Origin of the sequence: Acaryochloris sp. IP29b_bin.148 (genome assembly GCF_028285565.1) — a bacterium.
Classification (GTDB): Bacteria; Cyanobacteriota; Cyanobacteriia; order Thermosynechococcales; family Thermosynechococcaceae; genus Acaryochloris.
The window spans coordinates 1-23147 of the sequence record NZ_JANQOY010000081.1; the positions used below are offsets into that span (position 1 = coordinate 1).

Sequence of the window (23147 nt, forward strand, 5' to 3'; positions counted from 1 at the left end):
GTTTTCAATCTCAGTCGTGCCATACGCTAGCTTTCCTAAAAGGGCTGGGGCTTATTGAGTGGGAGAATTCACTGCAGGCAGTAAATCAGCTTGCAATTGTTCGAGCAACAGCTCTGTGCCAATGGGACCCGGTAGGGCGCGACAGACATAGGCACTGTGGAAGTACACTTGGTTCGATTTGCTTGCGGGTAACGATTGTGCGATTGCATTCTCCCGCCACTGCTGTTTCACCGTTGAGATCTGCTGCCGTTCCAGATCCGACCCCGCATTGCTAAAATCACGATTCCAGGCTAGAAAAAAAATCCAGTCAGATTTCAGCTCTGGTAATAACTCAGGAGAAATATTGTTAACCCCTCGTGTCCCTGTACTGATATTTTTAGGCGCTAGTACCTTAAACCCCAGATTTTCGAGAAGTCCACCACAGCGACTGTCGCGATTCTCAATCGCCAGCTCCTGGTCTAGTTGCTCAGATGCCAACAATAAGACTTGCGGGTATTTCTGGACAGCAGGCCGTAATGTTTGACGGACCTCAGTTACCAATTGGTTGTGAGCAGCAATCACCTGCTCCGCCTTCTCAGAACGGTTTAATATCTTAGCCAGCAAGCGAAGCTGGACCTGCCATTCCTCGTTAACCCCATAGGAAAACAGCAGTGTAGGAGCAGCTTGAGATAAAAGTGAGTACTGCCCCTGATTCGCTAGAGTACTTCCGACAATCAGGTCTGGCTTAAGTTTCAAAATGGCTTCCAGGGAAGGACTATTCCAAGTGCCCACTTTTTTGACCTGGCCTGTTAGCCGTTCTCCCAGGTAAGGAATTTGGGATTGGGGCTGGTCAAAATGGTCGAAAGGTAGGGCATAGTAATCTGCATAGCCAACTGGCTGAACATCTAAGGCTAATAACAATTCCAATACATTGGGACCGATGGCGACGATGGTTCTGGGTCGACCACAAATCTCAGTTTCACCTCCATCGTGCTTAATAAGTTCACAACCTTTTGTTGGAGTGGAAGTGTCAGATAGTGGGGGCACTTGATGACCACAGGCAAAGGTTAAAGTACCTACCAGCACTCCTAGACCCAGTACGCCTAGATTTAAAGATTGAGTAACACTAACCATTACAGCTCTACGGAGATCGATCCTCGAATCGTAAAGGGTTCACCGGGGTAGATACTTCTCGCTCTGCTGTTGCCCACGGAGCGGATAAAATCGACGTCAAAGAGATTATCGATATTGAGTCTTAACTGCCATTTATCGCGACGATAAGAGATCGCAGCATTAGTCAAAAAATAGCTATCTGCTCTAAAGCTGTTATCCAAATCACCAGCTCGATCATCCACAAAGTTAAAGCCCAAGCCAAACCCCAATCCTTTGGCATCTCCAGATTGAATTTCATAGGTTGTCCATAAACTGGCACTATGTTCTGGTACACCAATTAAGTCATTACCAACAGGAACGGTATTATCGCGGGTAACTTTGGCATCAATATAGGCATAGGATGCAATCACATTCCAGCCCGGTAAAATTTCCCCGGAAATATCAAAATCAATCCCTCGACTATTTTGCTCACCTGTTGCAACGGAGACAAATGGATTTACGGGATCAGCAGTTGCCACATTTGATTTAGTAATATCAAAAAAGGCAAGAGTGGCTGATAATCGGTCTTTGATCAAATCCGCCTTGATACCAACTTCAAAGCCTTCTCCTCTTTCTGCCTCTAGGAGAGCACCCAAGTCATCCGTTTCAAAGGAGGGATTAAAGGATTTGGAATAGTTCCCGTAGAGGGACAAGTAGTCTGTCGGCTGAAACACCAATCCAACCCGAGGACTCCAAGCTGTGTCCACCTGGGTATCCTCAGCGCCCGTCAAAATATCAATATTGGATCGATCAACCACATCGTATCGAATGCCCCCTACTAAGATGAGGTTATCGAGCAGATAGATTTGATCCTGGACGTATACCCCTAAGCGATCGACAGAATTATCATTCCCAAAGGCAATAGGAACGTTCTCAAATGGAGGTTTAGGGTCATAAACTGGATTAAAAATATCTAGAAAGCTTAAAAAACCAGGAGTTGGTGAAAATCGCGTTGCCCCATTATTGTCTGCACGGGATAAATCGACTCCAACTACGACATTATGCTTAATCGAGCCTGTGTTAAATTCACCTTGCAGACTGGTATTTAGATTATAAAAATCGTTTTCATCAAACTGTGCAGCAAAAGCCCGCGTCAAAGTTCCAGTGGGCTCATCTAGGGCAAAGGGCAAAGCGATTATACCGTAATCATATTTGTCGTAGATATAGCTAAACGCATTACGAAGTGTCCACTTGTCATTAAAGCGGTGTTCTAGGTCATAACCCACTTTCAAGAAGGTTTTATCTATCGTATCTTCAGGGTTATTGGTAACCCGTGAGGGTGGGATATTAGCAATGCCATTGCCAAAAGCCAGCGTTCCGAAGTCGGCGGGATTATCTTCCTTGATATATTCCAGGCTAAAGGTCATGTCCGTTTTATCGCTAATGTTCCACGTCAAAGAAGGCCCTACGAAAAAACGATCAAAACTGGTCGTATAGTCCCGAAAACTATCTTCGCGGCGATAAAGGGCGTTGAGGCGGTACAACAAATTACCGTCTTTATCCAAGGGACCGGATAGATCGACACTTGGACTGACAAACCCTCGATTCCCTCCTTGGATTTGTAGCTGATAGAACGGCTCTGATAAGGGTTTCTTGCGGACCAAATTAATGAGTCCGCCGGGGTCTGACTGTCCAAACAAAACCGAGGCAGGCCCTTTTAGAACTTCTACCCGCTCTAAGTTGGCAATTTCAGGTTCAACGGAATTGTCGCCAAATAACCGAAACCCATTTTGCAGGACCGGAACATTATCAAAGCCGCGAATGGAAAAATTCAGTCCGCGACCATCGTTATTCCCTAAAAAAGAGACCCCACCCACATTCTCCACTACCTCTTCTACGCCAATAGCCTGCTGATCTTCAATAATCTGCCTGGGGATGACTTGAATAGATTGGGGAACATCTCGAATGGGCGAATCGGTCCGTGTTCCCACGCTGGCATTCGGTGGAGCATAACCTTCTTCAGGATTGGCCGTAACGGTAATTTCCAGTTCTTCATCTTCTGCCAAGGTGTCGGGTACCGATTCCGAGGCAATAGAAAAGGTGAGCCCTGAGTCTACATTGCTCACCGTCGCGGTGGGAGCAGCCTTGGCTCCTGTGATCACGACTTGCACCTGATCATCGGCCTGGTTCGTGACGCTAATTTGCGTGATCTCAGGTGTGGGGTTGGCTTGCTCAAAGCTGGGGCCTTCTGGCAAAGCTAATACAGCATTGGGAATAACGGCATTCAGACGATTTCTCTCTGTCGTGGGAGTGGGAATACTAAGCTGTCCTGTCTCAGATTCCAAAATAAGATTGAGACCCTCAGGACTGGATTCTACTCGCACAGCCGTAATCTCAACGATGGATGCCTCAATCTGGGCTTGCCATTCCTTGACGCTAGTGGCGGGTTGCGAAGAAGGGAGTGTAGAGCGTTTCGCGAGATCAATCTCTAGAGTCTCAGGTCCTCCGGCAGCCTGTTCAGCCTGAACGGGAAGCGGGGCTAAAATGCCCAAGGTGGCAATCACGGAGGGAAGGCCATAGGCTAGCAATTCAGGCAACATCGCCTGCTGAGCTAATTTTGTATACCGCTTAGACATGATTGCTTCGCCCACAGAGTCGTTATTAACTAGGAATCATAGAGGAGCAATTTTCTCACCATCTTTGCGATCCGGACTTTTTTCTTTGCGATCCGGACTTTATTAAAATCCAAACTGTTTCGGTGATGAATGACATGATAGTGCTTGGCTAGCAAAGATCAGGTCTTTGGTGTGCCTTGTCGGTAGGAACTCATACATAGGCATAGACTAAAATTGTGATTTAAATTTCTTGCCTTGCAATTGCCATGACATTACAAGAAATACAGCAAGCTATTGACCAATTGTCGGCTGAAGAACAATTGGTATTGCTAGACAGGTTGATGCGCACTCTAAAAACAAAACAAAAACCCCCCATTGACCGCCATGCATTAGTGAGTCAGCTACAAGGTTGTCTCCATCGTCCTGGGCAATCGATACCTTCAGATACTGAACTTGAATCAATGCGAGATGAACGATTGGTGGAGAAATATCTTGTGTGAGGGTGTAACGGTCTATCAATAATGTTCTAGCTTCTAACACTCAGCTGATATGCTTTGGGACTAACAGAAAATTTGCGACGAAATGCAGTGCTAAACGCTTCAGGATTGCGGTAGCCCACAGACAGGGCTACTGCAGCAATGGATAGACTGGCATCTGCCAACAGTTGCTTCGCTTGGCCCATCCGATAATCTTGTAAATAACCAAACACAGTCGTGCCAAACAGTTGGCGAAATCCTTGCTTTAACTTGCGATCGTTCAACCCTACTTGATGAGCTAATTCAATCAATAGGGGAGGATTATCCGATTGTTGAATCAACAGAGCCCGCGCCTGATGCAAACGCTCAATGTCATCTTTTCGTAGGGCAGGCACATTGAGATACTGCTGCTTCCAAGTTTCTAGCTGTAACGTCAGCAACTCTAATGCTTTACTTTCAACATATAAGGCTTGGGTTGCACCTGTGTAAGGACAGTCCACCACCTGTTGAAGCAACTGCTCCATTTTGGGAGAGATTGGGCCTAAGGACTGGTGGAAGCGATGCTGCGCCTGTCGACCATGAAAAATATTGCGTAAAGGGGTGGGAAGTGTCTGATCATCCTGTAGAAAGTGAAAGTAATCGGTGTTGGCATAAATCATAACCACGTGGATCGCTTCTCCCCCATACCATTCTTCAATTTCTTCTAAGTCTGGCAGGTGATATAGATAGTTAAACCCTTTACGTTCCAAATAATCTGGCTGAATACCTTGAATGCCGGGGGTCTCCACCCTGGCAGATCCAGCCAGAAAAAACTTAGAGGTTAACGGAAAGACGGGTTCATGAATTTGCTCAATCCGGAGGGTTTCCTGTAGGACCCCCTCCCGAATTTCAATGGTTAAGCCACCGCGCAGATGTAACTGGCGATAGGTGCCTTGACCCAAGCTTCTGGGTAGCAGGGTTGAGCGATCTAATCCAGTCTGATTAGACGAGGATTCTATTTGACCTTGCTGACAAAGATCAGTGAACTCTGCTGCCTTCAGGAAAAGTGCCATATGCCTAGAATTCAAACGTCAAACCAATCCCAAAATTAATGCCAGGCTGGGTAATGCGAGACCGCCGCTGACCAAATGTAGGATCGGTGGTGGTATTGTTCGTTTCATTATTGAGCCTGCGGGCATCTGTATAGCGCACATACTCTGCATCAAAGATGTTGTAGATGCCGCCTCGGAGGCTGAGGTTTGGGGTAACTTTAACAAACCCTGTCAAGTCAACCACTGCAAAACCCCCTGGAATAAAATCATCTGGTTCGGCATCCACGCGAGCAGTGCCCACAAAGGTACCAATTAAATTAGCCCCCCAGCGGTCTTCTGGGGCTCGATACCCGAATCCTAAAACGGCTTCAAAGGGATTTACGGTTTCTAAAGGCTGATTATTTTGGTCGTCGTCGCCAATAATCCAGGCTAGCCCCCCAAAGATGCGGAATCCATGAGGCTCGGAGCTGAACCGATATTCGCCTTGCGCTTCAATTCCATAAATACGAACCTGCTCCAGGTTTTGGGACTGGAACACCTGCACACAGCCTGGCGTAAAGGGTGGGAAACATCCTGCAGGTTCTGTACCTGCGGTACTACCCTCAGCGGCCCCAAAGATAAAGTTGTCATAGATACTGTAGAACCCGGTAATGCCAAAGGTACCGCGTGGAAAGGCTCCTTTAACCCCTAGTTCAAAGGTATGGCTGGTTTCCGGTTCTAAATTGGGGTTGGCAATTGTGCGATATCCACCTTCAGGATTGGAAAAACCGCTATTAATTTCAATATAGTTTGGTCCTCGAAACCCCCGGGCATATCGACCGACTAAGGCGATTTCTGGGGTGACTTTGTAGACCAAACCTAAGCTGGGAGACAGGGCCGAATCATTTAAATCAGCCGCCTCAGCACCGGGATTATTGAAGAAAAGGGCATCGGGCTGGGTTTTTAGACTGTAGTAGTCAAAGCGCAGTCCTGGAATAACGGTAAATCGTCCTTCGCTAAATTCAATTTCATCTTGCAGATAGACTCCAATTCGCAGGGTATCGGAATCTGGGAAATCTTTGACTGGGAAAGCATCGGGTCCAATCTGGTTGGTGACGACACCTGTATCTAAGTTGGTGCGTTGTCCGTCGCGAATCCGCTGGTTAAAGGTGCTAGAAATATCTAAGCCGTAGGTCAATTTATGGGCAATACTGCCCGTGTGAAAATCACTCCGCAACTGAATATCGCCGCCAATAATATCTTCAACGAACAGGTTATTTAATTCCCGAAACCGTCTCGCTGGAGGCGGGGTAAAGGGTGGTGGAACAAAGGGATTGGCAAAAATATCATTTCTGGTGCGGGTTTCTTGATAATCGGATTCCTGGTAGTAGAACTGGACTCGACCAAATTGTAAGAAACTTTCACTTTCAGGATTATCAAATTTATAGGCGATACTAAAGCGCGATCGCGTCGTTTCCGTATCGGTATCATCGCTCAGAATTGTCGTGCCCGGAAAGGCTCTAACGAGGTTGAGATTATCGACTGCCGTGTCAAAGTCACCCGCTTCATTGAAATATTCCCCCGTGAGCAGGACGGAATGATAGTCATTGATCTTAAATTCCAGCTTGCCCAACACATTATTGGTTACCCCGAAGAACGGATCTTCAAATCGATCCTCGGCATTGTTATCTCGCTCGGTATTTTCGCGATGAGTAAAGCGCACCAATCCAGATAGATTATCCGTTGCCCGAAAGGCAACGGTCCCCGTACCCGAGAACCCTGAATTTGAACTCCGAAACTGAGTAGAGCCGCTAATGTAGTAATCACGATCCGTTAATGCTAAAAGGTCGCTGGGGTCTGGGGTCAGGTAGCTGACTACACCTCCTAGTGCATCACTCCCGTAAAGGGCAGAGGCGGGTCCTCGAATAATTTCTGTCGTCTCCACCGAACCCACGTCAACAAAATCGCGCCCTAAAATTGAACTACCAAATTCAAAAAAGGTGGGGATTCGAATCCCATCCACCTGCAGCAAAATCCGGTTGCGCTCTAATCCGCGAATATTGTAGTCTGTGGCGCCATAGGTCTCATCTTCATTGACGCTGACCCCTGGCTCATAGCGGATTAAATCCTGGATATCTTGTCCTAACTGACGCTGTAACTCCTCCGCCTTGATTATGGTGACGTTGGTCGGAGAGAGTTGAACGGCCCGTGGAGTACGAGTTCCAGTAACGGTAATTTCTAGCTCTACTTCTTCATCGATTGTTTCAGTAGACTCAGCATCCTCTCCTTGAGAAGGTGTATCGGTTTTATCCGTCCCTTCTTGAGTCAAGAGTTGGGCATCTGATATTGGCAAATCTATTTCTGTGATGTCAGGAATATGCTCGGCTGTAATAGCGGTGGGGACGGTCTGTTCCACTTCCGGTTCAGTGACATCAGCCGTTGTATCAGAGAGACAGGCATTGGCATCCAACAAACAACGTTCTTGATGTGACTGTTTTGTAATATCTAACGGTTTATCTTCAACTTGTGAGAAAGCTGGCTGAGCATTCAGTATGCCAGCACTCGTCAGGATCAAGGCGAGAGAGAAAGCTGGGGCATGAAATTGAGTCATAGTCATCCAAGGAGGTTAAGAGATAGCAGATTTAAGCCTTTTGAGAGGGGAAAACGTTACTTGAAAGTCAAAACTTGAATCCAAAAGAACACAGACATCTCTTTTCAACGGGAAAGGAGATGTCCGCCTGAACTTGCCATTTTTTGAGAGAGGAACATGATGCCAACTGCTGTCGTTCAAAATTTTGGCCAGATATCTGACAATCCTGTACTGCTGGATCGGTCCATCACTGAACCGATTTGCGAAGGCATGAATACTGCCCTCACTAGTTTTCAGGCATTGTATTTGCAATATCAAAAGCATCATTTTGTGGTCGAAGGGGCTGAGTTTTATCAGCGCCACAACTTTTTCCAAGAGTGTGGGGATGCCACCAAAAGCCATGTCCATGATCTTGGTGAACGTTTAAACGGTTTAGGGGGCGTGCCAGCTGCTAGTTTCAGCAAGCTAGCCGAATTATGTTGTTTGGAACCCGAAGTAGACGGTGTTTAGAACTGTCGAGCGATGGTTGAACGTGATTTAGTCGCTGAACAAGCTGGCATCAAACTACTCCGTAGCCAAGCCTCTCAGGCAGAAAGCCTTGGAGACTGCGGCACTCGATATCTATATGAACAAATATTGCTAGAGACAGAAGAGCGAGCCTATCATTTAGCTCATTTCTTGACCTCCGACACATTGATTAATGAGGGATATCGGCACAATCGTCCATAGATGAGACCGTATATTTAATGATATATATTGTCAAGTAAGCAAGGGTGAATTGAGTAATATACAGAAATTCCTTAAGGATGAAATAAAGAAGAAAATCTCCCAAATTTTCCTCAAAACTTCGCTTTTAGGGTGTTCTGTTAATTTTATTTACCTTTATAAAGTTCATGTATAACTTTCATTTGCTAAGAATATTGTGTATCGTTTAAACCAATCTATTCTCAGTTAGGAGCTTCGAAACGCAAAGTATCCCAATCAGGGCCTTCAAAAGGCAAGATATCCAAAGGCAAAACGTCTGGGCTTAGACCCAAACGAGGAAAAGCCAAATCGTCTAAGGGGCCGAAAAACAGCGGTGGATACTCAATCGAAAGCCCCTATCAAGCCCCAAAACAAAGGTTGCTCAAATAAAAGTTAGGTATCAAAAGGACGCAAAATCGAAAATGACCGCAGGGTTACTCAGAGCGGTTTATTCCAGTATCTAGAGAATAGCCATGGGGTGGATCTGCAGCTTGAGCGATCTGCAGGAGATTCTGAACTGGATAAGGCGATTGAGAAGGATAAGAAGACGTTCTTTCTCCATTTAGAGTAAGGCGTTACATTATGTTCAACTCACCCTCAACGTGTTAAGCGGAATCGAAAGCTGTGCAACGTGCTTCATGGATGGGCCTCTTAAGTGCCGGACTCGTCATTACAATTTTGCTGTCCTTAGGACAGGGCTCTGTGGATCTGAGCCTGCAAGAAGTCTGGCAAGCCCTGGGGCACCAAGGACCTGAACTGAATCAAACTATCCTCTGGGATCTGAGATTACCTCGAATTGCCGCTGCGCTGTTGGTGGGATCTGCCTTGGGAATGTCGGGTGCTTTATTGCAAGGAATGTTACGAAATGGTTTGGCCGATCCGTTTATCCTGGGGATTTCGGCAGGCGCTGGCTTGGTTGCGATCGCACTCCTCACCCTCAATATCTTCTTAAGCTGGTTGCCCGTCGCTGCCTGGGTTGGCGCTGTGTTGACTTCGGCCTTAGTCTATCGTTTAGGCCATACTGCCAACGGGATCGCGGTGGAACGGTTGGTCTTAGGTGGAGTCGCGGTTAGCTCTTTATTAGGTGCAGTTCAAACCACCTTACTATTGCTGTCTGATGATGGCCGCATCCAAGCCGCCCTCAATTGGCTGATTGGCAGTTTAAATGGACGAGGCTGGACAGAAGTGGTCAATGCCGGTCCTTACATTGGCGGTGCGCTGATAGCAGGCTGTTTGCTGTCCCGCAATATCAATATCCTCAACTTGGGAGATGAACTAGCGGTAGGCTTGGGGGTATCGTTGACGCGATCTCGTCTCTTAATCGGAGGAGTTGCGACCCTGTTAGCCGCCAGTGCTGTCAGCATGGCCGGTTTAATTGGTTTTGTCGGTTTAGTGGTTCCCCACGGTGTTCGCCTCCTAGTGGGCACGGACTATCGCTGGGTGGTGCCCTTGTCTGCTCTGGGCGGAGCCTGGGTGTTGATTTTAGCCGATCTACTGGCTCGGTTAGGATCTGTTGAACTGCCGGTGGGTGCGGTCACTGCTCTCTTAGGTTCCCCTCTCTTTATCTGGCTGCTGTATCGTCGTATGTCTCCGCTAGGGGTATGACCATGCTCCTAGACCTTCAACACATTAGCGGCGGGTATGACCAAACCAGCATTGTTAAAGACGTTGCTTTTACCCTGCAGGAGGGCGAGTGGCTGAGTTTATTGGGGGCGAATGGCTCCGGGAAATCGACCTTATTAAAACTGATCAGCCGCATGTTGCCTCTGCAAGCAGGCACCATTCTCCTGGATGGCAAAGCCATTCAACAGCAATCGACCCAGACCGTTGCTCAACAAATGGCCGTATTGCCCCAGCACCAGACCCTCCCAGCGGGTCTGACGGTTCACCAACTGGTCTGCTTGGGCCGGACCCCCTATCAGTCCTGGTGGCAATGGTCCCTGACCCCCGCAGATCATGAGCATATTAAACGAGCCTTGGCCCAAACGGGGATGTTGTCATTTCGCAACCGTCCCCTGGAAAATTTATCGGGTGGCGAACGCCAGCGAGCTTTTTTGGCTCTTGCTCTGGCGCAAAATCCGAAAGTTCTCTTGCTAGATGAGCCCACAACTTTTTTAGATTTACACCATCAGCTCGAATTGCTGGAGCTTCTGAAATCCCTCAATCAAGATCGGGGGTTGACGATTCTGACCGTTCTCCATGATGTCAATCTCGCCGTTCGCTATAGTGCCCGCCTAGCGCTGCTGAAACAAGGACAGCTCTTTGATCTAGGTCCTCCTCAACAAGTGCTGACGCCCCATAATCTGGCTCAAGTTTTTGGCATTACCGCTGCCCTCATGGATAGCCCCGTGGGCTTACAAATCTGTGCCATTCGCGCAGCCGATACACCTGTTCCTTCAACCGTTCCTTCCCATGACTAACCGTTCTAAGCTGCTCCTGGCAGCACTATTGCTCAGTAGCCAACTGTTCGCCTGTTCTAGCCCACCGCCCTCTGCGAATAGCGACAAGCCCGTGACGGCAGATTCAACGACCAACGAATCAGTCAAGGTCGTGGCCTTAACCTCCCTCACAGCGGATATTATTCATCACCTCGATCAATCTAAACTGGTAGGGATTCCAGGCAGTCGGTTGATTGGAAAAGATCAGCGGTTTCAAGATTTGCCCCAAGTTAGTCAGGGACGGACCCCACCTGACTTAGAAAAAATTGTTGCTCTAAAGCCGACGTTAGTGATTGGTGCTAAAGGCTTTCATGATCAGCCCTTGGGTAAAGTCCAGGACTTGGGCATTGCCACCCTGACAACGGAAGTGAAGGGCTGGCAAGATTTAATTGATCTAACGGAAGAGATTGCAGACCAAATTGGCGCTGATCCTGCTCCATTACTGGCCCGCTATCAAAAATGCCACAGCAAACTGCCTGTGGAATCCGCCTCGACGCTAGTTCTGGTTAGTCGGCAACCCATCTTGGCCCCCAATAAAAATAGCTGGGCTGGAGATCTCCTTCAGCAATTTAAGGCCAAAAATCTAGCAGCGGATTTGCAAGGCCAAAGCCCGGTAGAAGGCTATGTCACTCTCTCAGCGGAAAAGGTACTGGAGGCAAACCCCGATATTGTCTTGGTGGTGGACCCAGAGCAAGATCCCGTGGCGGCCTTTGAGGCTGAACCGTTTTGGAGCAAGCTGAAGGCGACGCAAAATAAGCGAGTTCACGCCTTTGATTATTACGGCTTGGTCAATCCCGGCAGTATTAGCAAGATTGAGGCCGCCTGTACCCAACTACAAGAGGTTTTGCAGTGATCAGGGGTTGAGCAGTGGATTGCGATGGCCAAAGGCCGATCAGAGACCATCGCAGCTCACCAACCGCAACCAAAACACCACCCCTTTCCACTACTGCGAAAATTTTTTATTGCCTCTTATTGCCTCTTATTGCACCTTATTGATTTTATATTTCAATAAATGATATGTTGTCGATTGGTAATCGAGAGCTTCAGCTTCATGTTATACCAGGCTTTGTGGGGATTACATCGAAGGTCTTCTAATGGGATGCTATAAAGCTATTCTAAATTATTTGCACCTTGATATCTTCAGTTATTGAAAGCATATGGGATGTTTTCGATAAGGATTACTAACAATATCTTACTTTTCTATAAACGATAGAACCCATGATGATTTCTCCAAAATTTTCCCAAACTCTGAGTTGTTTTCTCTGCTGTTCCGTCGCGTTGACGACGATTGGCATTGCTAATGCTAACCACTCCACAACCCATTCCAGTCAACAAATGATTGCAGCCAAAGAGGTTGACCTCAAACCTTATGTGGAAAACTACGCAGAGCTGGTTTATCGAAATTATCAAGATTCTCGGACTCAGGCCACCACAATGCAAGCTGCGATCGCAGCCTTTCTTGACGACCCCAATGCCACCACCCATCAAGCCGCTCAAGAGGCTTGGGTAGAAGCTAGAAAGAGTTATCTCCAAACCGAGGCCTTTCGCTTCTATGAAGGTCCCATTGACTTTGTTGATGCCGACACTGGTGAAGAAGGCCCCGAAGGCCGCATTAATGCCTGGCCCATGAATGAAGCCTTTATTGACTACGTCAAAGACAAGCCCGACAGCGGTTTGATTAACAATCCTCAGTTCGAGATTTCCATTGCTGCCATTATGGAAAGCGATCAAGTCACGGATGAAGCGGATGTAACCACAGGCTGGCATGCCATCGAATTTTTACTCTGGGGACAAGATTTTAATGCTGAAGGTCCAGGACAACGGAGCTTTGAAGACTTTATTCCCCAGCAGAAGAATAACGATCGCCGCCGTCAATATTTGACGCTTGTCACCCAACAACTCGTGGATGACTTGACCTTTCTAGAATCAGAATGGAAACCCAATACTGAGAATTATCGTGCTCAGTTTTTACAAGGCGATCCCAAAGCAACTGTCGGTAAAATTTTTACGGCGCTGGCCACGCTCAGCTCCTTCGAAATGGCCTCCGAACGGATGACCGTTGCCTTGGATAGTGGCAACCAAGAAGATGAGCACTCCTGCTTTAGCGACACCACTCACCAAGACTTTATCTACAATGCCAAGGGGATTAGCAACGTTTATTTTGGGGACTATGCGGATTACCAAGGCAAAGGATTTGACGAGCTGCTCGCTCAAATGAACCCGGAGCTGAACCAAAAAATAACCGCGGCCCTCAACACGACCCAAGAATCGGTTGCTCAAATCGATCAGCCCTTTGATCAGGTTTTAGCCTCAGCCACAGGAAGTCCTCAGCGGTCTGAAGCTGAAGCCGTTGTCACCGCTTTAGAGGATCAGGGGGAAGCCTTTAAAGAACTGGGAACAGCACTGGGTACTCCTGTAGAAATCTTGGCTGAATGAAGCTTAAACGCCTATTTCTAATTCTCTGGGCGGTCTTTACCGCCCTCATGGTGCTGGTTGTTCAGGGAGGCGGCCTCTCTCAGGATGCTTTCTCCCCTAAAAATCGTACAGAACTCTCAGGAGGGGCAGCTGCAACGGTTCGTAAAGCCACTAAAACAGCCTTTGCCCAACCCATTAAAAATCTAGATCGTCAGCGCAGACGCATCTTCGTCTTTGGCGATCATTTATTCAACACTCAGTGGGTACAGGCCCCTAGTTCAGTGGCAACGCTAGATGGCCTAGGCCCCCTGTTTAATCGGAATTCTTGTGCAGGCTGCCATATTCGCGATGGCAGAGGGCGACCGCCGCTGCCCCATGAAGACCGAATGTTGTCCAAATTAATCCGCTTGAGTATCCCTGGTCAAACCGAGGAAGGTGGCCCACAACCACATCCGCTCTACGGAGGACAGCTGCAAGAACAGGGGATTTTAGGCGTTGCCCCGGAAGGCCACACTCAAATTACTTGGACAGAAGAGCCTGGAACCTTTGCGGATGGCCAGTCCTTTAGTGTCAGAAGCCCGAGCTATGCTTTCCAAGACTTGGCCTACGGCCCCTTTGGGGATGAGGTGTTGTTTTCACCGCGGGTGGCTCCAGCCGTTTTTGGTTGGGGGTTGCTAGAGAACGTTCCCCAAGCGGATATTCTTCAACGAGCTGATCCTGAAGACCAAGACGGTGACGGCATCTCAGGTCGACCCAATTATGTTTGGGATATTGCCCAACAAACCAAGCAGTTGGGACGCCTGGGCTGGAAAGCCAATCAACCCAATCTTAAACAGCAAATTGCTGGGGCCTTTAATGGTGATATCGGTCTCACCACATCTTTGTTCCCTGACCCAAGCTGTAATCAGGGCCAAGCCGACTGTCTTAAGGAAACCCAATTTGGCGAGCAACCTGAAGTCAGTGACGAATTCCTAGAGAAAATTACCATCTACATGCGCCTGCTCGCAGTTCCGGCCAGACGAAATATCGAAGGTGCCTCGGAGCAACACGGTGAACAACTGTTTTACCAAGCCCAATGTGCAAGTTGTCATACGCCCAGGATGGTGACGGGAAAGGCCTCGGAACATCCAGAATTTAACAACCAAGTGATTCACCCCTATACGGACTTGCTGCTCCACGATATGGGACCCGGGTTAGTCGATCATCGTCCTGACTTCGAAGCTGAAGGGCAAGAATGGCGCACCCCTCCTCTATGGGGGATTGGTTTAGTCGATACCGTCAATAAGCATACGTTTTATCTTCATGATGGCCGGGCTCGCAATTTGATGGAGGCCATTCTCTGGCACGAGGGTGAAGCACAGCAGTCGAAGGAGGCGGTTGCCCAGATGCCGGCAGCCGATCGAACAGACCTGATTACGTTTTTAAATTCGCTTTAACGCATGGGTGTGCAGATGGAGTCTCGAAGGCTTGCTGATCTTGGCGGCTAGCTTAACGCGCTGCAATCAAGGTCGATTAGGAGCGAGACAGGGGAAACTGTTGTTGCACCCAATGCCGAGCTTGGTCGGCGTGCTGTAGCTCACCATCTAACGTTGCCGCCCAAATCGCTGCGAGCATGGATTTAAATTGACGGCCGGGCTGATAGCCTAACTGGATTAAATCCTTGCCTGTCAGTAAGGGTTTGCGAGTAGACCAATCCTGAAGATAGTGCCACAGCCACTGCCGCACTCGGAGGGTGCTGTAGGCGGCCACCAAAATAAGCTGAGCGATATCGTAGGACGTTAACAGCGCTGCAATTTGGCTCGGGGCGGCGTTGGCGGCAAGATCGCTCAATTGGCTCAAAAGGGGATCTAACTTGTGCAATCTCTGCTGACTGAGTTCGGGTAGATGAAGGTTGGTCGCCACCTGTGACCGTTCCATCGTTGGCAAAACCGCAATGAGTGTCTCCAGAATCAGTAGCCACGGTTGCATATGTTGCTGCTGGGGATCGAATAATGTCTGCCAACGGTTGGCTAGATACATTCGTCGCCACCCGTGTCGGTCAATCTGTAACTGCGGATGAATACACTGTAATGCGTCCAAATTTGCCAGTAAGCTCAAGGCTCTCACCCACTGTGGTGTCTTAAAGATATACTTCAGTTCATTCTGTAAGCGAGATTGTAAGGCTGGCGCTTTACCCTCTTCGGCCTGGACTTGAGCATAGATACCACTAGCGATCGCATGGCGAATATAAGCCTCAGTCTGCTCACCAATCGCAAAGCCCAACCGGGTGGCAAATCGGACTGCCCGAAAAATTCGCGTCGGATCTTCTATAAAGCTATTGGGATGCAAGACCCGAATTTGCCGATCGCTCAGATCCACACTCCCGCCGAAGAAATCGAGTAATTCAGGCTGTTGCTGATGCCCTTGGTGCGTCAGTCTTACCGCCAAGGCATTAATCGTAAAATCTCGTCGATACAAATCTTGGCGAATCGAGCTGGCTTCTACTTCTGGATTAGCGGCTGGATAAGGATAAAATTCACTTCGCGCCGTTGCAATATCGACCGAAAATCCTGCCAATTCCGAGCCAGCTGGCCAAATCAGGGCTGCGGTTTGAAACTGGCCATAAACCTGCAATTGGGTTTCGGGATAGGCTTGCTGCAAGGTTTGGGCGAGAGCGACCCCTGCGGCGGTGGTGGCTACGCCATCGACGACTAAATCGAACTCTCGAACCCTATATGGCTGGTCCGATCCCGCTAATAACAGATCGCGAACTGCTCCGCCGACGAGATACAGTTGCCAGCCTTGATCGGCCGCTGCCGCTGCTGCCGTTGTTAGCAGTGTGTGGAGCAGGGGAGAGAGCTGCGATCTCAACTGATCCTGAATGGACGTCCGCACCACCCGGCGATGGGTTGGGGATCCGACCTGTTTAAGCTGGTGCAGCTGACGCAGGATATCTGTACGGGTGACAATCCCCACCAATTGGCCCTGATCGACAACGGGCAACCGACCAATATCGTAGGTGACCATCATCATCTCGATGTCGGGCAGCAATGTTTCAGGCTGAATGGTGCGCACGGGGGCGGTCATATAACCTTTGACGGGCGCGTGGCCAAAACCGTGGTGAAGGGCAATATCCAAATCACGCCGAGATAAAATCCCCTCTAACTGATCCTGGTCATTGACCACCGACAAGCCGGAGTGACCATAGCGCAACAAAATCCGGCGAGCCTGATCAATCGTGGTCGTCGGTCGAATGGTCCGGACGGGAGAAGACATCAAATCAGCCGCCTTGGGCGGCAGTGGAATCTGCTGAGTTAGGGCATCCACCCGTTCTGCCACCACCCCTTCGGGGTTCTCCGTTCTCAAGGTCGCTGCCGCTGCCCGAGCATGGCCTCCGCCGCCTAGTGGCTGCAGGAGGGTATTGAGATCAACCCCGTCGATCCGGGAACGACCAATAATACTGAGCCGTTGGCGAGACGCCTCTCCATAAATATTGGCGAGCAGCAAGCAATCGCTCTCGCTAAGGTGCATCAGTTGGGAGGTCAAGCTAGAGAGGCCAGGGATATATCCTGCGGTTGATAGAATCACCCAGGCCAGCGTGTGTCCATGGATCGATTGCGTTTGGAGGTGATCCAATGCCTGCCCCAAGAGCGCTGGCAGATCGGCGGAGAAGACGGGTTCGGTATAAGTTGCGATCGCTCGCTGATTCGCGCCCTGGGCCATCAGCCAGGTGAGGGCTGCCGCATCCCTTACCGTTGTACTTTGATACGTCAACGACCCCGTATCCACATGAATGCCTAAGGCCATCACCGTCGCCACGGCTGCGGATAGCTGAATATGTTGACTTTGCAGTTCTTCCGCAATCAGCGTTGTCGTTGCCCCGACCGCTTCAACCACCTGCTCATCTGCCTCAATATCCCGGTTCGTCTGCAAATGATGATCGTATAGTTTGAGCTTGACTTGGGGGAGTGTTAACCAAGGCGCAGCTGGTCCAAAGCGATCTTGTTGCTGAGCATCCACCACCGTCACCGAGCGAAGTTGGGTCTTATTAATCGAGCGGCGCTCAATCAGGGGAAACTGATCGCGATAAAGCGCTAAAAAATCGCGGACAGTGGGATGAGCCCCACCACAGAGAACCATGCGGGTCCCTGGGTGTAAACAGGTCACCCCCACAGCAGCCCCTAAGGTATCAAAGTCTGCCGTTTGATGGCATAAGACAATATCCATTGAGCCGATTCATCTCCCACAGCTGGCGGACCGATCTTTACCTGGCAAGAAAACCTCCCCTTTTAAGGTATGATTGTTTGGCGTAGGCACTCTCAAATGCCTATTTAATTTGCCTTTAATTAAATTTCTTTCAGGACTGGATTGGGAGAGAACCATGTCAGTATTGTTTCAGCTTTTAATTGCTGCTTTTGTTGCCTTATCATTTGCCTTGGTGATTGGCGTACCTGTGGTGTTTTCCACAGATGATGGCTCTGGTGACGCAAACAAACTTCTTTGGGGAGGAGCTTTTGCCTGGATTGCCATTGTACTAGTGGCAGGTATCCTTTCCCCACTGGTGGTCTAGGAACAACAATCTCTTGTCGCCTCTAGCCTCTAGCTTTACAAATTAGGCTAGAGGCGTTTGTTGTTTTTTCTACATCTCTTCGATGATGATTCCAACGTATAAAGGTTAAGGGCAAACATAGAATGGCTGTCTTTGAAGGCAAATTTACGCATTCGGCAACCTTTCGCTTTGCCATCATCATTGGTCGTTTTAACGATCTCGTGACGAGCAAGCTGTTGGCGGGCTGCCAAGACTGTTTGCAGCGCCATGGTATTGATACTAGCACCAGTGGCTCTCAGGTTGACTATATCTGGGTTCCTGGCGGTTTTGAAATTCCGTTGGTGGCTCGGCAACTGGCCACCGCTCAATGTTACGACGCTATTATTTGTCTCGGGGCTGTTATTCGGGGCCAGACGCCACATTTTGACTATGTGGCCGGTGAGGTGTCCAAAGGAATTGCAGCCACCAGTATGCAAACCGGTGTCCCTGTGATCTTCGGGATTCTAACCGTGGACAGCATGCAACAAGCCTTAGAACGAGCAGGGATTAAAAGTAATAAGGGCTGGGACTTTGCCATGAACGCCTTGGAAATGGCCAGCCTGATGCATCAACTTCGACCCCAGCTTGCAGTAGCTAACAACCCGAACTCTGGAGGAACGGCTGTTTTGCCGCCTGGCTCGGTGGAGTTGCCGACCTCCTCAGCGCTGCGATCTGAGTCGAATCCGTCCTAGGTCATTGACAGAAAAGCTGACTTTTGAGTAGTCTAGGAAAGCAAGTAAATTATTTGCGGGTATAGCTCAGTGGTAGAGCGTCACCTTGCCAAGGTGAATGTCGCGCGTTCGAATCGCGTTACCCGCTTTCTCGGTATAGAATCTGTTCTTCAAGACCTCAGCTAGAAGGGGGAACTGTCATGTTGTTCAACGCTGATGTCAGCCAATGGCATCAAGTTTAAGACTATGCTATTGGTATGCCCCATCTCTTCAGGCTCAAACCATGGTTTAATATCGTGGATGTTTCGATGTTGAGGGCAAGCAATGTGAATGGAACGGTTAGCTTGTGCCTTCCACGAAAGTTAACAAGATAGATATACAGCGTACATATCCCTGTCCTTGTAAAGAGCAAGGGCATCTTAGTCCTATCTTGCTTACGGATGCATTGGGATGTAATCAATGTCATCATATTTTCGTGATCAAGCCTGATGGGTATACGATTGAACAGTGCACATCCGACCATTCCACCCAAACATGGTATTGGACAGGCCAATGTTGGCACCGGTCCCGACATAGACGGCATATTTTCCTTTGGCGTTACTTTCGCCTACTGGTGGGTTTGGGCATCGTTATTGTCCTCTTTTTCCCAACTGTCTTACCCTTTCTTTGGAGTATGGAGCTGCGGATCTTCCTTGTGTTGATGATGGCTTTCATTCTCTGGTCATCTTTTAACAGACGTTAGTGATATGTTTTGCCTATGGATGCTGCTCAAAGGTTTGACCTGAACACAACGGTGCATCAGGCACACATTGCCTCGCAGAAACTCGCTCAACTGTCTCACCCAGATCGCAATCAATTGCTGCGCTGTTTGGCTCAAATCTTGCAAGATCGCAAAGATGACTTGTTGGAAGCCAACACCATAGACTTGGAAGTCAGCCGCAATTTAGCGATTCCGACCTTGGTTCTCAACTGGCTCAAGCTAACGCCAGAACGCCTGCAAACCCTCGGCCTGATGCTCAACCAGTTGGCAGCGACCGCGGATCCGCTGGCAACCGGCGCTCTATCCGACTGCATGGTTGCCTCAGGCTATGCGAAGTCTCATCCGCGGGGGGTTGTGGCGTTTATTTATGAAGCGTTCCCTGATCTAGCTTTGCTCTTGGCAGGCATGTGTTGGAAAACGGGGAATGCACTGTTATTGAAAGGAGGGGTAGAGACTCAGCACTCGAACCAAGTGGTGATCGAGTTACTCCATGAGGCGTTAACGCAAGTGGATCTACCCCTTTTTGGTACTCAGTCTCTGCCTTGCGATCGCAATCTCTCGATCACTGATCTCGTGGCGGGAGATTTGCCTATTGACTTGGTGATTCCCTATGGTCGTCCCAGTTTAGTGCAGCAGGTCGTTCAACACTCTCCGCTGCCGACCCTACAGTCGGCCATGGGAAACGGTTACCTCTTTTGGTCGGACTCTGGTGGTGTGGATACTGCCCGGTCCATGATTGTCACGAGTCACCAGGGATTTCCGGATGCGGTCAATGCGATTGAGAAAGTGTTGTTGACTCCCAATATTAAGCAATCTCGGTTAACGTTATTGTGGAGTAGCCTCAAAGAGAAAGGCTTTGAGCTACGCGGAGATGCGGCCCTTGCCGCTGAGTACCCAGAGCTGATTTTGGCCACTAAAGAAGAATGGCAAAAGCCCTATTTGCAAAAGATAGTGGCTTTCCGGGTGGTGGATGATTTAGCTGATGCCCTCAACTGGATTAACCGCCATAGTAGCCACCATGCCGACTGTTTAGTCACCGATTCTTATCAAGACAGTCAGCAGTTTATTCAAGGGGTGCACAGTGCCCATGTCTTTATTAACACCAGTCCTCAATTTCTCCGACCCTCTAGTGGTCCGGGGGGCTCTCCTGCCATCGGCATGAGTTCGACCAACAGCTTTGCCCCGGGTGTCATTAGCTTAGACACCTTACTGACCACTAAGCAGATTATTCAGTCTGTTTAACTAAGGCGCTGGGAAACGCCATTTACCCAAAGGTTGACCCATTCCAACCCCACATCATCCCTTTGGCATCGGCAAATTCAATATAAATCCGCTGCTTAGGCACACCTAAGGAGGCTTCGAGCTGCTGGCAGAAGTCTTGGCTCATGGCTTTGGTTTGAGGGCTGCTCATGGTCCCCACGCTTTTGATCTCCACATAACACACGGGCTCTGTGGTGCCAGCAAAGGTCATTGGCGTTTCTGACTCAAAGGCCGTCATCACATAGGATTCGGGTTTGCCTAAATGCTGGGCAAGCTGGGCAGAAAGTTGCTTCAGTAAGGTCTCGACCACAGCTTGATCAGGAGACTCGACGGAGGATTGCACTTTAATTAAGGGCATAATGATTGACTAGCATGTAACGATAGTTTTTATTAAATCAAGAGTGGACCCGCCAAGCTACCCTTTACATGAGCAATGGATGGAAAAAGCGATTGCTTTAGCTGCTCAAGCCGGTGCTGCCGGAGAGGTGCCTGTGGGGGCTGTGATCGTGGGTCCGGAGGGAGATTGTATTGCCGAAGGAGAGAATCGGCGAGAACGCGATCGCGATCCCACGGCCCATGCCGAAATTTTGGCTTTGCGGGCTGCCAGCCAAGTGATTCAATCTTGGCGACTGCATGAATGCAGCCTTTACGTGACGTTAGAACCGTGCCCCATGTGTGCGGGTGCCATTATCCAAGCGCGGGTTGGCCTGTTGGTGTATGGTGCCAGCGATCCCAAAACGGGAGCAGTGCGAACAGTGCTTAATCTGCCGGATAGCCCCTGTTCGTTTCATAAACTCACCGTCATTTCCGGTATTTATGAAGCGATTTGTCGTCAGCAACTTCAAGCGTGGTTTGCCCACAGAAGGCAACAACACAAAGACCAACGTCCCACTTCTTAAGGCGAATCTGCTCCCGACGGTTGTGTTGTAAACATAGGGTCTGAGCTGAGAACTAATGGTAGTCTAAGCAGCTCCTGACAGTGTTACCCACCTTTGATCTAAGCCATTCATTCAAAGGGAAATACCAGTTCCCAAAAACCAGAGAATTAAAGCAGGGTAATCACATTTCTCCCATATTTAAACTGAGGAGAATCTGTTAAATCACTTAATAAGAGATTGAGTGTTTGCAGGAAAAAATCTGAGCTTAAGCCTGAATAATTAGGAAGTTTTCAGCAACGATATAGGATCAAATTTTGTGACACTCTGATTTCGAGAGAAATGAGTAATAGGGAGTTCAAATCAGATTTAAGTATTGTAGGAGTCCTTTTTGCCCGGTAATGCTCCCGAAGTTTTCTGAACTTTTCAAGCTTTTTCAGAGGATAGATGACTTTGTCGATTTAAAATTACAGAGTTTTTCTGTAATTACATTTTTTAGGATATCAACTATATTGATGAATACAGAAATTTAGGTATCAACTATTTATTTACTTGGTTTTTATTTAACCAAATAAATGGAATACTTAGTTGGTCATTTTCTAAGTTTGTTCACAAGGAGAAACATATGCTATCAAATCAATCAATTGATCTCAAGACACTGCTTACAGATTTACATGATGAGAAGGCTGAAATAATTTCAGGTGGTATGAAGAAACGTGATCCTGCTGAATGGCTTGCTGCACCCACTAATCCTTATCCTCCACATGATCCGTTTACCACTTTCACCTCGTAACCATTCACTCCCCCCTTGACAAAACGCTTGAAATCCCTGATTTCTCGTTCGGTATATGGGGGGTGTGTTCCCTTCTAAGTTTCTTGGCTACTCATAACCGTAGGTTTCTGTCGAGATGTGCACGCTGTTCCCAATCGCCCCCTAGAAACAGAGTGATACATTCTAAGCCTCTAGTAGTCAACACCTCGACGATTTGAGGAATGCGTTTAAGCGAGTGGGGTTGAGTAGCTTCAGCACCCACAGCTTCAGACGCATGACCCTGATGCAGATGCACAATGCTGGAGTGCCGACGAAGCATGTGAATTCTGGGCACAGAACGTTGGCCCCATTGTCGGGATACTTAAAGGCCACTGATGAGCAGGTGGAGGGGGCGATAGCGAAGTTGGTGTTTGGTAAGCTAGAAGTCCTAATTGACGAGACTTCACCTGGTTTTAATTACCCTTTGTGGCCCGGTGATTGTGGACATTATGAGTACTTCTAAAGAGCCATGAATACGACAGAACTACAAGAGTACAGTGATGCCTGGAACGAACACGATATCGATAAAATCATGAAGTTCATGACCGAAGATTGTATTTTTGAACCGGGAGGTGGACCTGAGAGATTTGGTACCAGATATGAAGGTCATGGTGCTGTAAGAGCACGATTTATAGAAGTATGGACAGACATTCCAAATGTAAGATTCGAAAACGCAATCCATTTCTCACAAGATAATTATGGCTGCTCAGAATGGACAATTGTCGGTACTACAAAAGATGGGACCAAAATTGAAGTAGACGGCTGCGATGTGTTTACCTTCGAAAATAAGAGAATAAAATCGAAAAGGTCATATGTTAAAAATCGAAAATATCACTCATAACGC

Annotated in this window: 19 protein-coding genes, 1 tRNA gene and 1 pseudogene; 15 read left to right on the plus strand and 6 right to left on the minus strand. The window is 48.4% G+C overall.

Annotation, left to right across the window (positions count from 1 at the left end):
* Positions 1 to 51: 51 nt before the first annotated feature.
* Positions 52 to 1113: an iron-siderophore ABC transporter substrate-binding protein gene (locus Q0986_RS07475; protein WP_299407150.1), complete on the minus strand. Its 1062-nt coding sequence runs from the start codon at positions 1111 to 1113 to the stop codon at positions 52 to 54.
* The gene (locus Q0986_RS07480) at positions 1113 to 3707 is read right to left on the minus strand and encodes a TonB-dependent siderophore receptor (protein WP_299407155.1); all 2595 of its coding nucleotides are present in this window, start codon (positions 3705 to 3707) and stop codon (positions 1113 to 1115) included. Before Q0986_RS07480 ends, Q0986_RS07475 begins: the two co-directional genes overlap by 1 nt.
* A 245-nt stretch (positions 3708 to 3952) precedes the next feature.
* On the opposite strand from Q0986_RS07480, the gene Q0986_RS07485 reads away from it, so the two are divergent.
* Positions 3953 to 4186, plus strand: coding sequence for a hypothetical protein (locus Q0986_RS07485; RefSeq protein ID WP_299407159.1), 234 nt, complete (start codon positions 3953 to 3955; stop codon positions 4184 to 4186).
* A gap of 26 nt (positions 4187 to 4212) precedes the next feature.
* On the opposite strand, the gene Q0986_RS07490 is transcribed toward Q0986_RS07485, so the two are convergent.
* Together Q0986_RS07490 and Q0986_RS07495 are read right to left on the minus strand one after the other, a co-directional pair.
* Positions 4213 to 5214 (minus strand): AraC family transcriptional regulator, encoded by a 1002-nt coding sequence (locus Q0986_RS07490; protein ID WP_299407164.1) that lies wholly within the window; start codon positions 5212 to 5214, stop codon positions 4213 to 4215.
* Between the two features lie 4 nt (positions 5215 to 5218).
* The gene (locus Q0986_RS07495) at positions 5219 to 7783 is read right to left on the minus strand and encodes a TonB-dependent hemoglobin/transferrin/lactoferrin family receptor (protein ID WP_299407167.1); all 2565 of its coding nucleotides are present in this window, start codon (positions 7781 to 7783) and stop codon (positions 5219 to 5221) included.
* 159 nt (positions 7784 to 7942) lie between these two features.
* Between Q0986_RS07495 and Q0986_RS07500 the strand changes: the two are divergent.
* The 6 genes and pseudogenes from Q0986_RS07500 to Q0986_RS07525 all read left to right on the plus strand — a co-directional run bounded on the left by Q0986_RS07500 (position 7943) and on the right by Q0986_RS07525 (position 14795).
* Positions 7943 to 8491, plus strand: a pseudogene (locus Q0986_RS07500) (ferritin-like domain-containing protein).
* A 657-nt stretch (positions 8492 to 9148) separates the two neighbouring features.
* Positions 9149 to 10111 (plus strand): iron ABC transporter permease, encoded by a 963-nt coding sequence (locus Q0986_RS07505; protein WP_299407236.1) that lies wholly within the window; start codon positions 9149 to 9151, stop codon positions 10109 to 10111.
* Positions 10112 to 10113: 2 nt separating this feature from the next.
* Complete coding sequence (locus tag Q0986_RS07510) at positions 10114 to 10926, plus strand: ABC transporter ATP-binding protein (RefSeq protein ID WP_299407172.1); 813 nt, start codon at positions 10114 to 10116, stop codon at positions 10924 to 10926.
* A complete protein-coding gene (locus tag Q0986_RS07515; RefSeq protein WP_299407175.1) occupies positions 10919 to 11797 on the plus strand; it encodes an ABC transporter substrate-binding protein in 879 nt (292 codons plus the stop codon). Before Q0986_RS07510 ends, Q0986_RS07515 begins: the two co-directional genes overlap by 8 nt.
* A gap of 365 nt (positions 11798 to 12162) precedes the next feature.
* Positions 12163 to 13380, plus strand: a complete 1218-nt coding sequence (locus tag Q0986_RS07520) for an imelysin family protein (RefSeq protein ID WP_299407178.1) — start codon at positions 12163 to 12165, stop codon at positions 13378 to 13380.
* Positions 13377 to 14795 carry a di-heme oxidoredictase family protein gene (locus Q0986_RS07525; protein ID WP_299407181.1) on the plus strand — a complete coding sequence of 473 codons (1419 nt, stop codon included), beginning with the start codon at positions 13377 to 13379 and terminating at the stop codon, positions 14793 to 14795. Before Q0986_RS07520 ends, Q0986_RS07525 begins: the two co-directional genes overlap by 4 nt.
* A 76-nt stretch (positions 14796 to 14871) precedes the next feature.
* On the opposite strand, the gene Q0986_RS07530 is transcribed toward Q0986_RS07525, so the two are convergent.
* A complete protein-coding gene (locus tag Q0986_RS07530) occupies positions 14872 to 17565 on the minus strand; it encodes a CBS domain-containing protein (RefSeq protein WP_299407185.1) in 2694 nt (897 codons plus the stop codon).
* A gap of 154 nt (positions 17566 to 17719) precedes the next feature.
* Between Q0986_RS07530 and psbZ the strand changes: the two genes are divergently transcribed.
* The 4 genes from psbZ (at position 17720) to Q0986_RS07550 (ending at position 20599) form a co-directional block, all read left to right on the plus strand.
* Positions 17720 to 17908, plus strand: a complete 189-nt coding sequence (gene psbZ, locus Q0986_RS07535; RefSeq protein WP_299407188.1) for a photosystem II reaction center protein PsbZ — start codon at positions 17720 to 17722, stop codon at positions 17906 to 17908.
* 122 nt (positions 17909 to 18030) lie between these two features.
* On the plus strand, positions 18031 to 18618 hold the full coding sequence (ribH, locus tag Q0986_RS07540) for a 6,7-dimethyl-8-ribityllumazine synthase (protein WP_299407193.1): 588 nt from the start codon (positions 18031 to 18033) through the stop codon (positions 18616 to 18618).
* Between the two features lie 55 nt (positions 18619 to 18673).
* Positions 18674 to 18745, plus strand: a tRNA-Gly gene (locus tag Q0986_RS07545).
* Between the two features lie 609 nt (positions 18746 to 19354).
* Positions 19355 to 20599, plus strand: coding sequence for a gamma-glutamyl-phosphate reductase (locus Q0986_RS07550; protein ID WP_299407197.1), 1245 nt, complete (start codon positions 19355 to 19357; stop codon positions 20597 to 20599).
* A 22-nt stretch (positions 20600 to 20621) separates the two neighbouring features.
* Here the strand turns inward: Q0986_RS07550 and Q0986_RS07555 are convergent, their stop codons facing one another.
* A complete protein-coding gene (locus tag Q0986_RS07555) occupies positions 20622 to 20975 on the minus strand; it encodes a phenylpyruvate tautomerase MIF-related protein (RefSeq protein ID WP_299407201.1) in 354 nt (117 codons plus the stop codon).
* Positions 20976 to 21054: 79 nt separating this feature from the next.
* Here Q0986_RS07555 and tadA point away from each other — a divergent pair, with 79 nt between their 5' ends.
* From tadA to Q0986_RS07575, 4 genes are all read left to right on the plus strand, one after another.
* A complete protein-coding gene (tadA, locus tag Q0986_RS07560) occupies positions 21055 to 21516 on the plus strand; it encodes a tRNA adenosine(34) deaminase TadA (RefSeq protein ID WP_299407205.1) in 462 nt (153 codons plus the stop codon).
* A 601-nt stretch (positions 21517 to 22117) separates the two neighbouring features.
* Entirely contained in the window at positions 22118 to 22285 is a 168-nt protein-coding gene (locus Q0986_RS07565) for a hypothetical protein (RefSeq protein WP_299407212.1), read from the plus strand.
* A gap of 253 nt (positions 22286 to 22538) precedes the next feature.
* Positions 22539 to 22766 (plus strand): hypothetical protein, encoded by a 228-nt coding sequence (locus Q0986_RS07570; protein ID WP_299407216.1) that lies wholly within the window; start codon positions 22539 to 22541, stop codon positions 22764 to 22766.
* Positions 22767 to 22772: 6 nt separating this feature from the next.
* On the plus strand, positions 22773 to 23144 hold the full coding sequence (locus Q0986_RS07575) for a nuclear transport factor 2 family protein (RefSeq protein WP_299407220.1): 372 nt from the start codon (positions 22773 to 22775) through the stop codon (positions 23142 to 23144).
* Positions 23145 to 23147 lie beyond the last annotated feature (3 nt).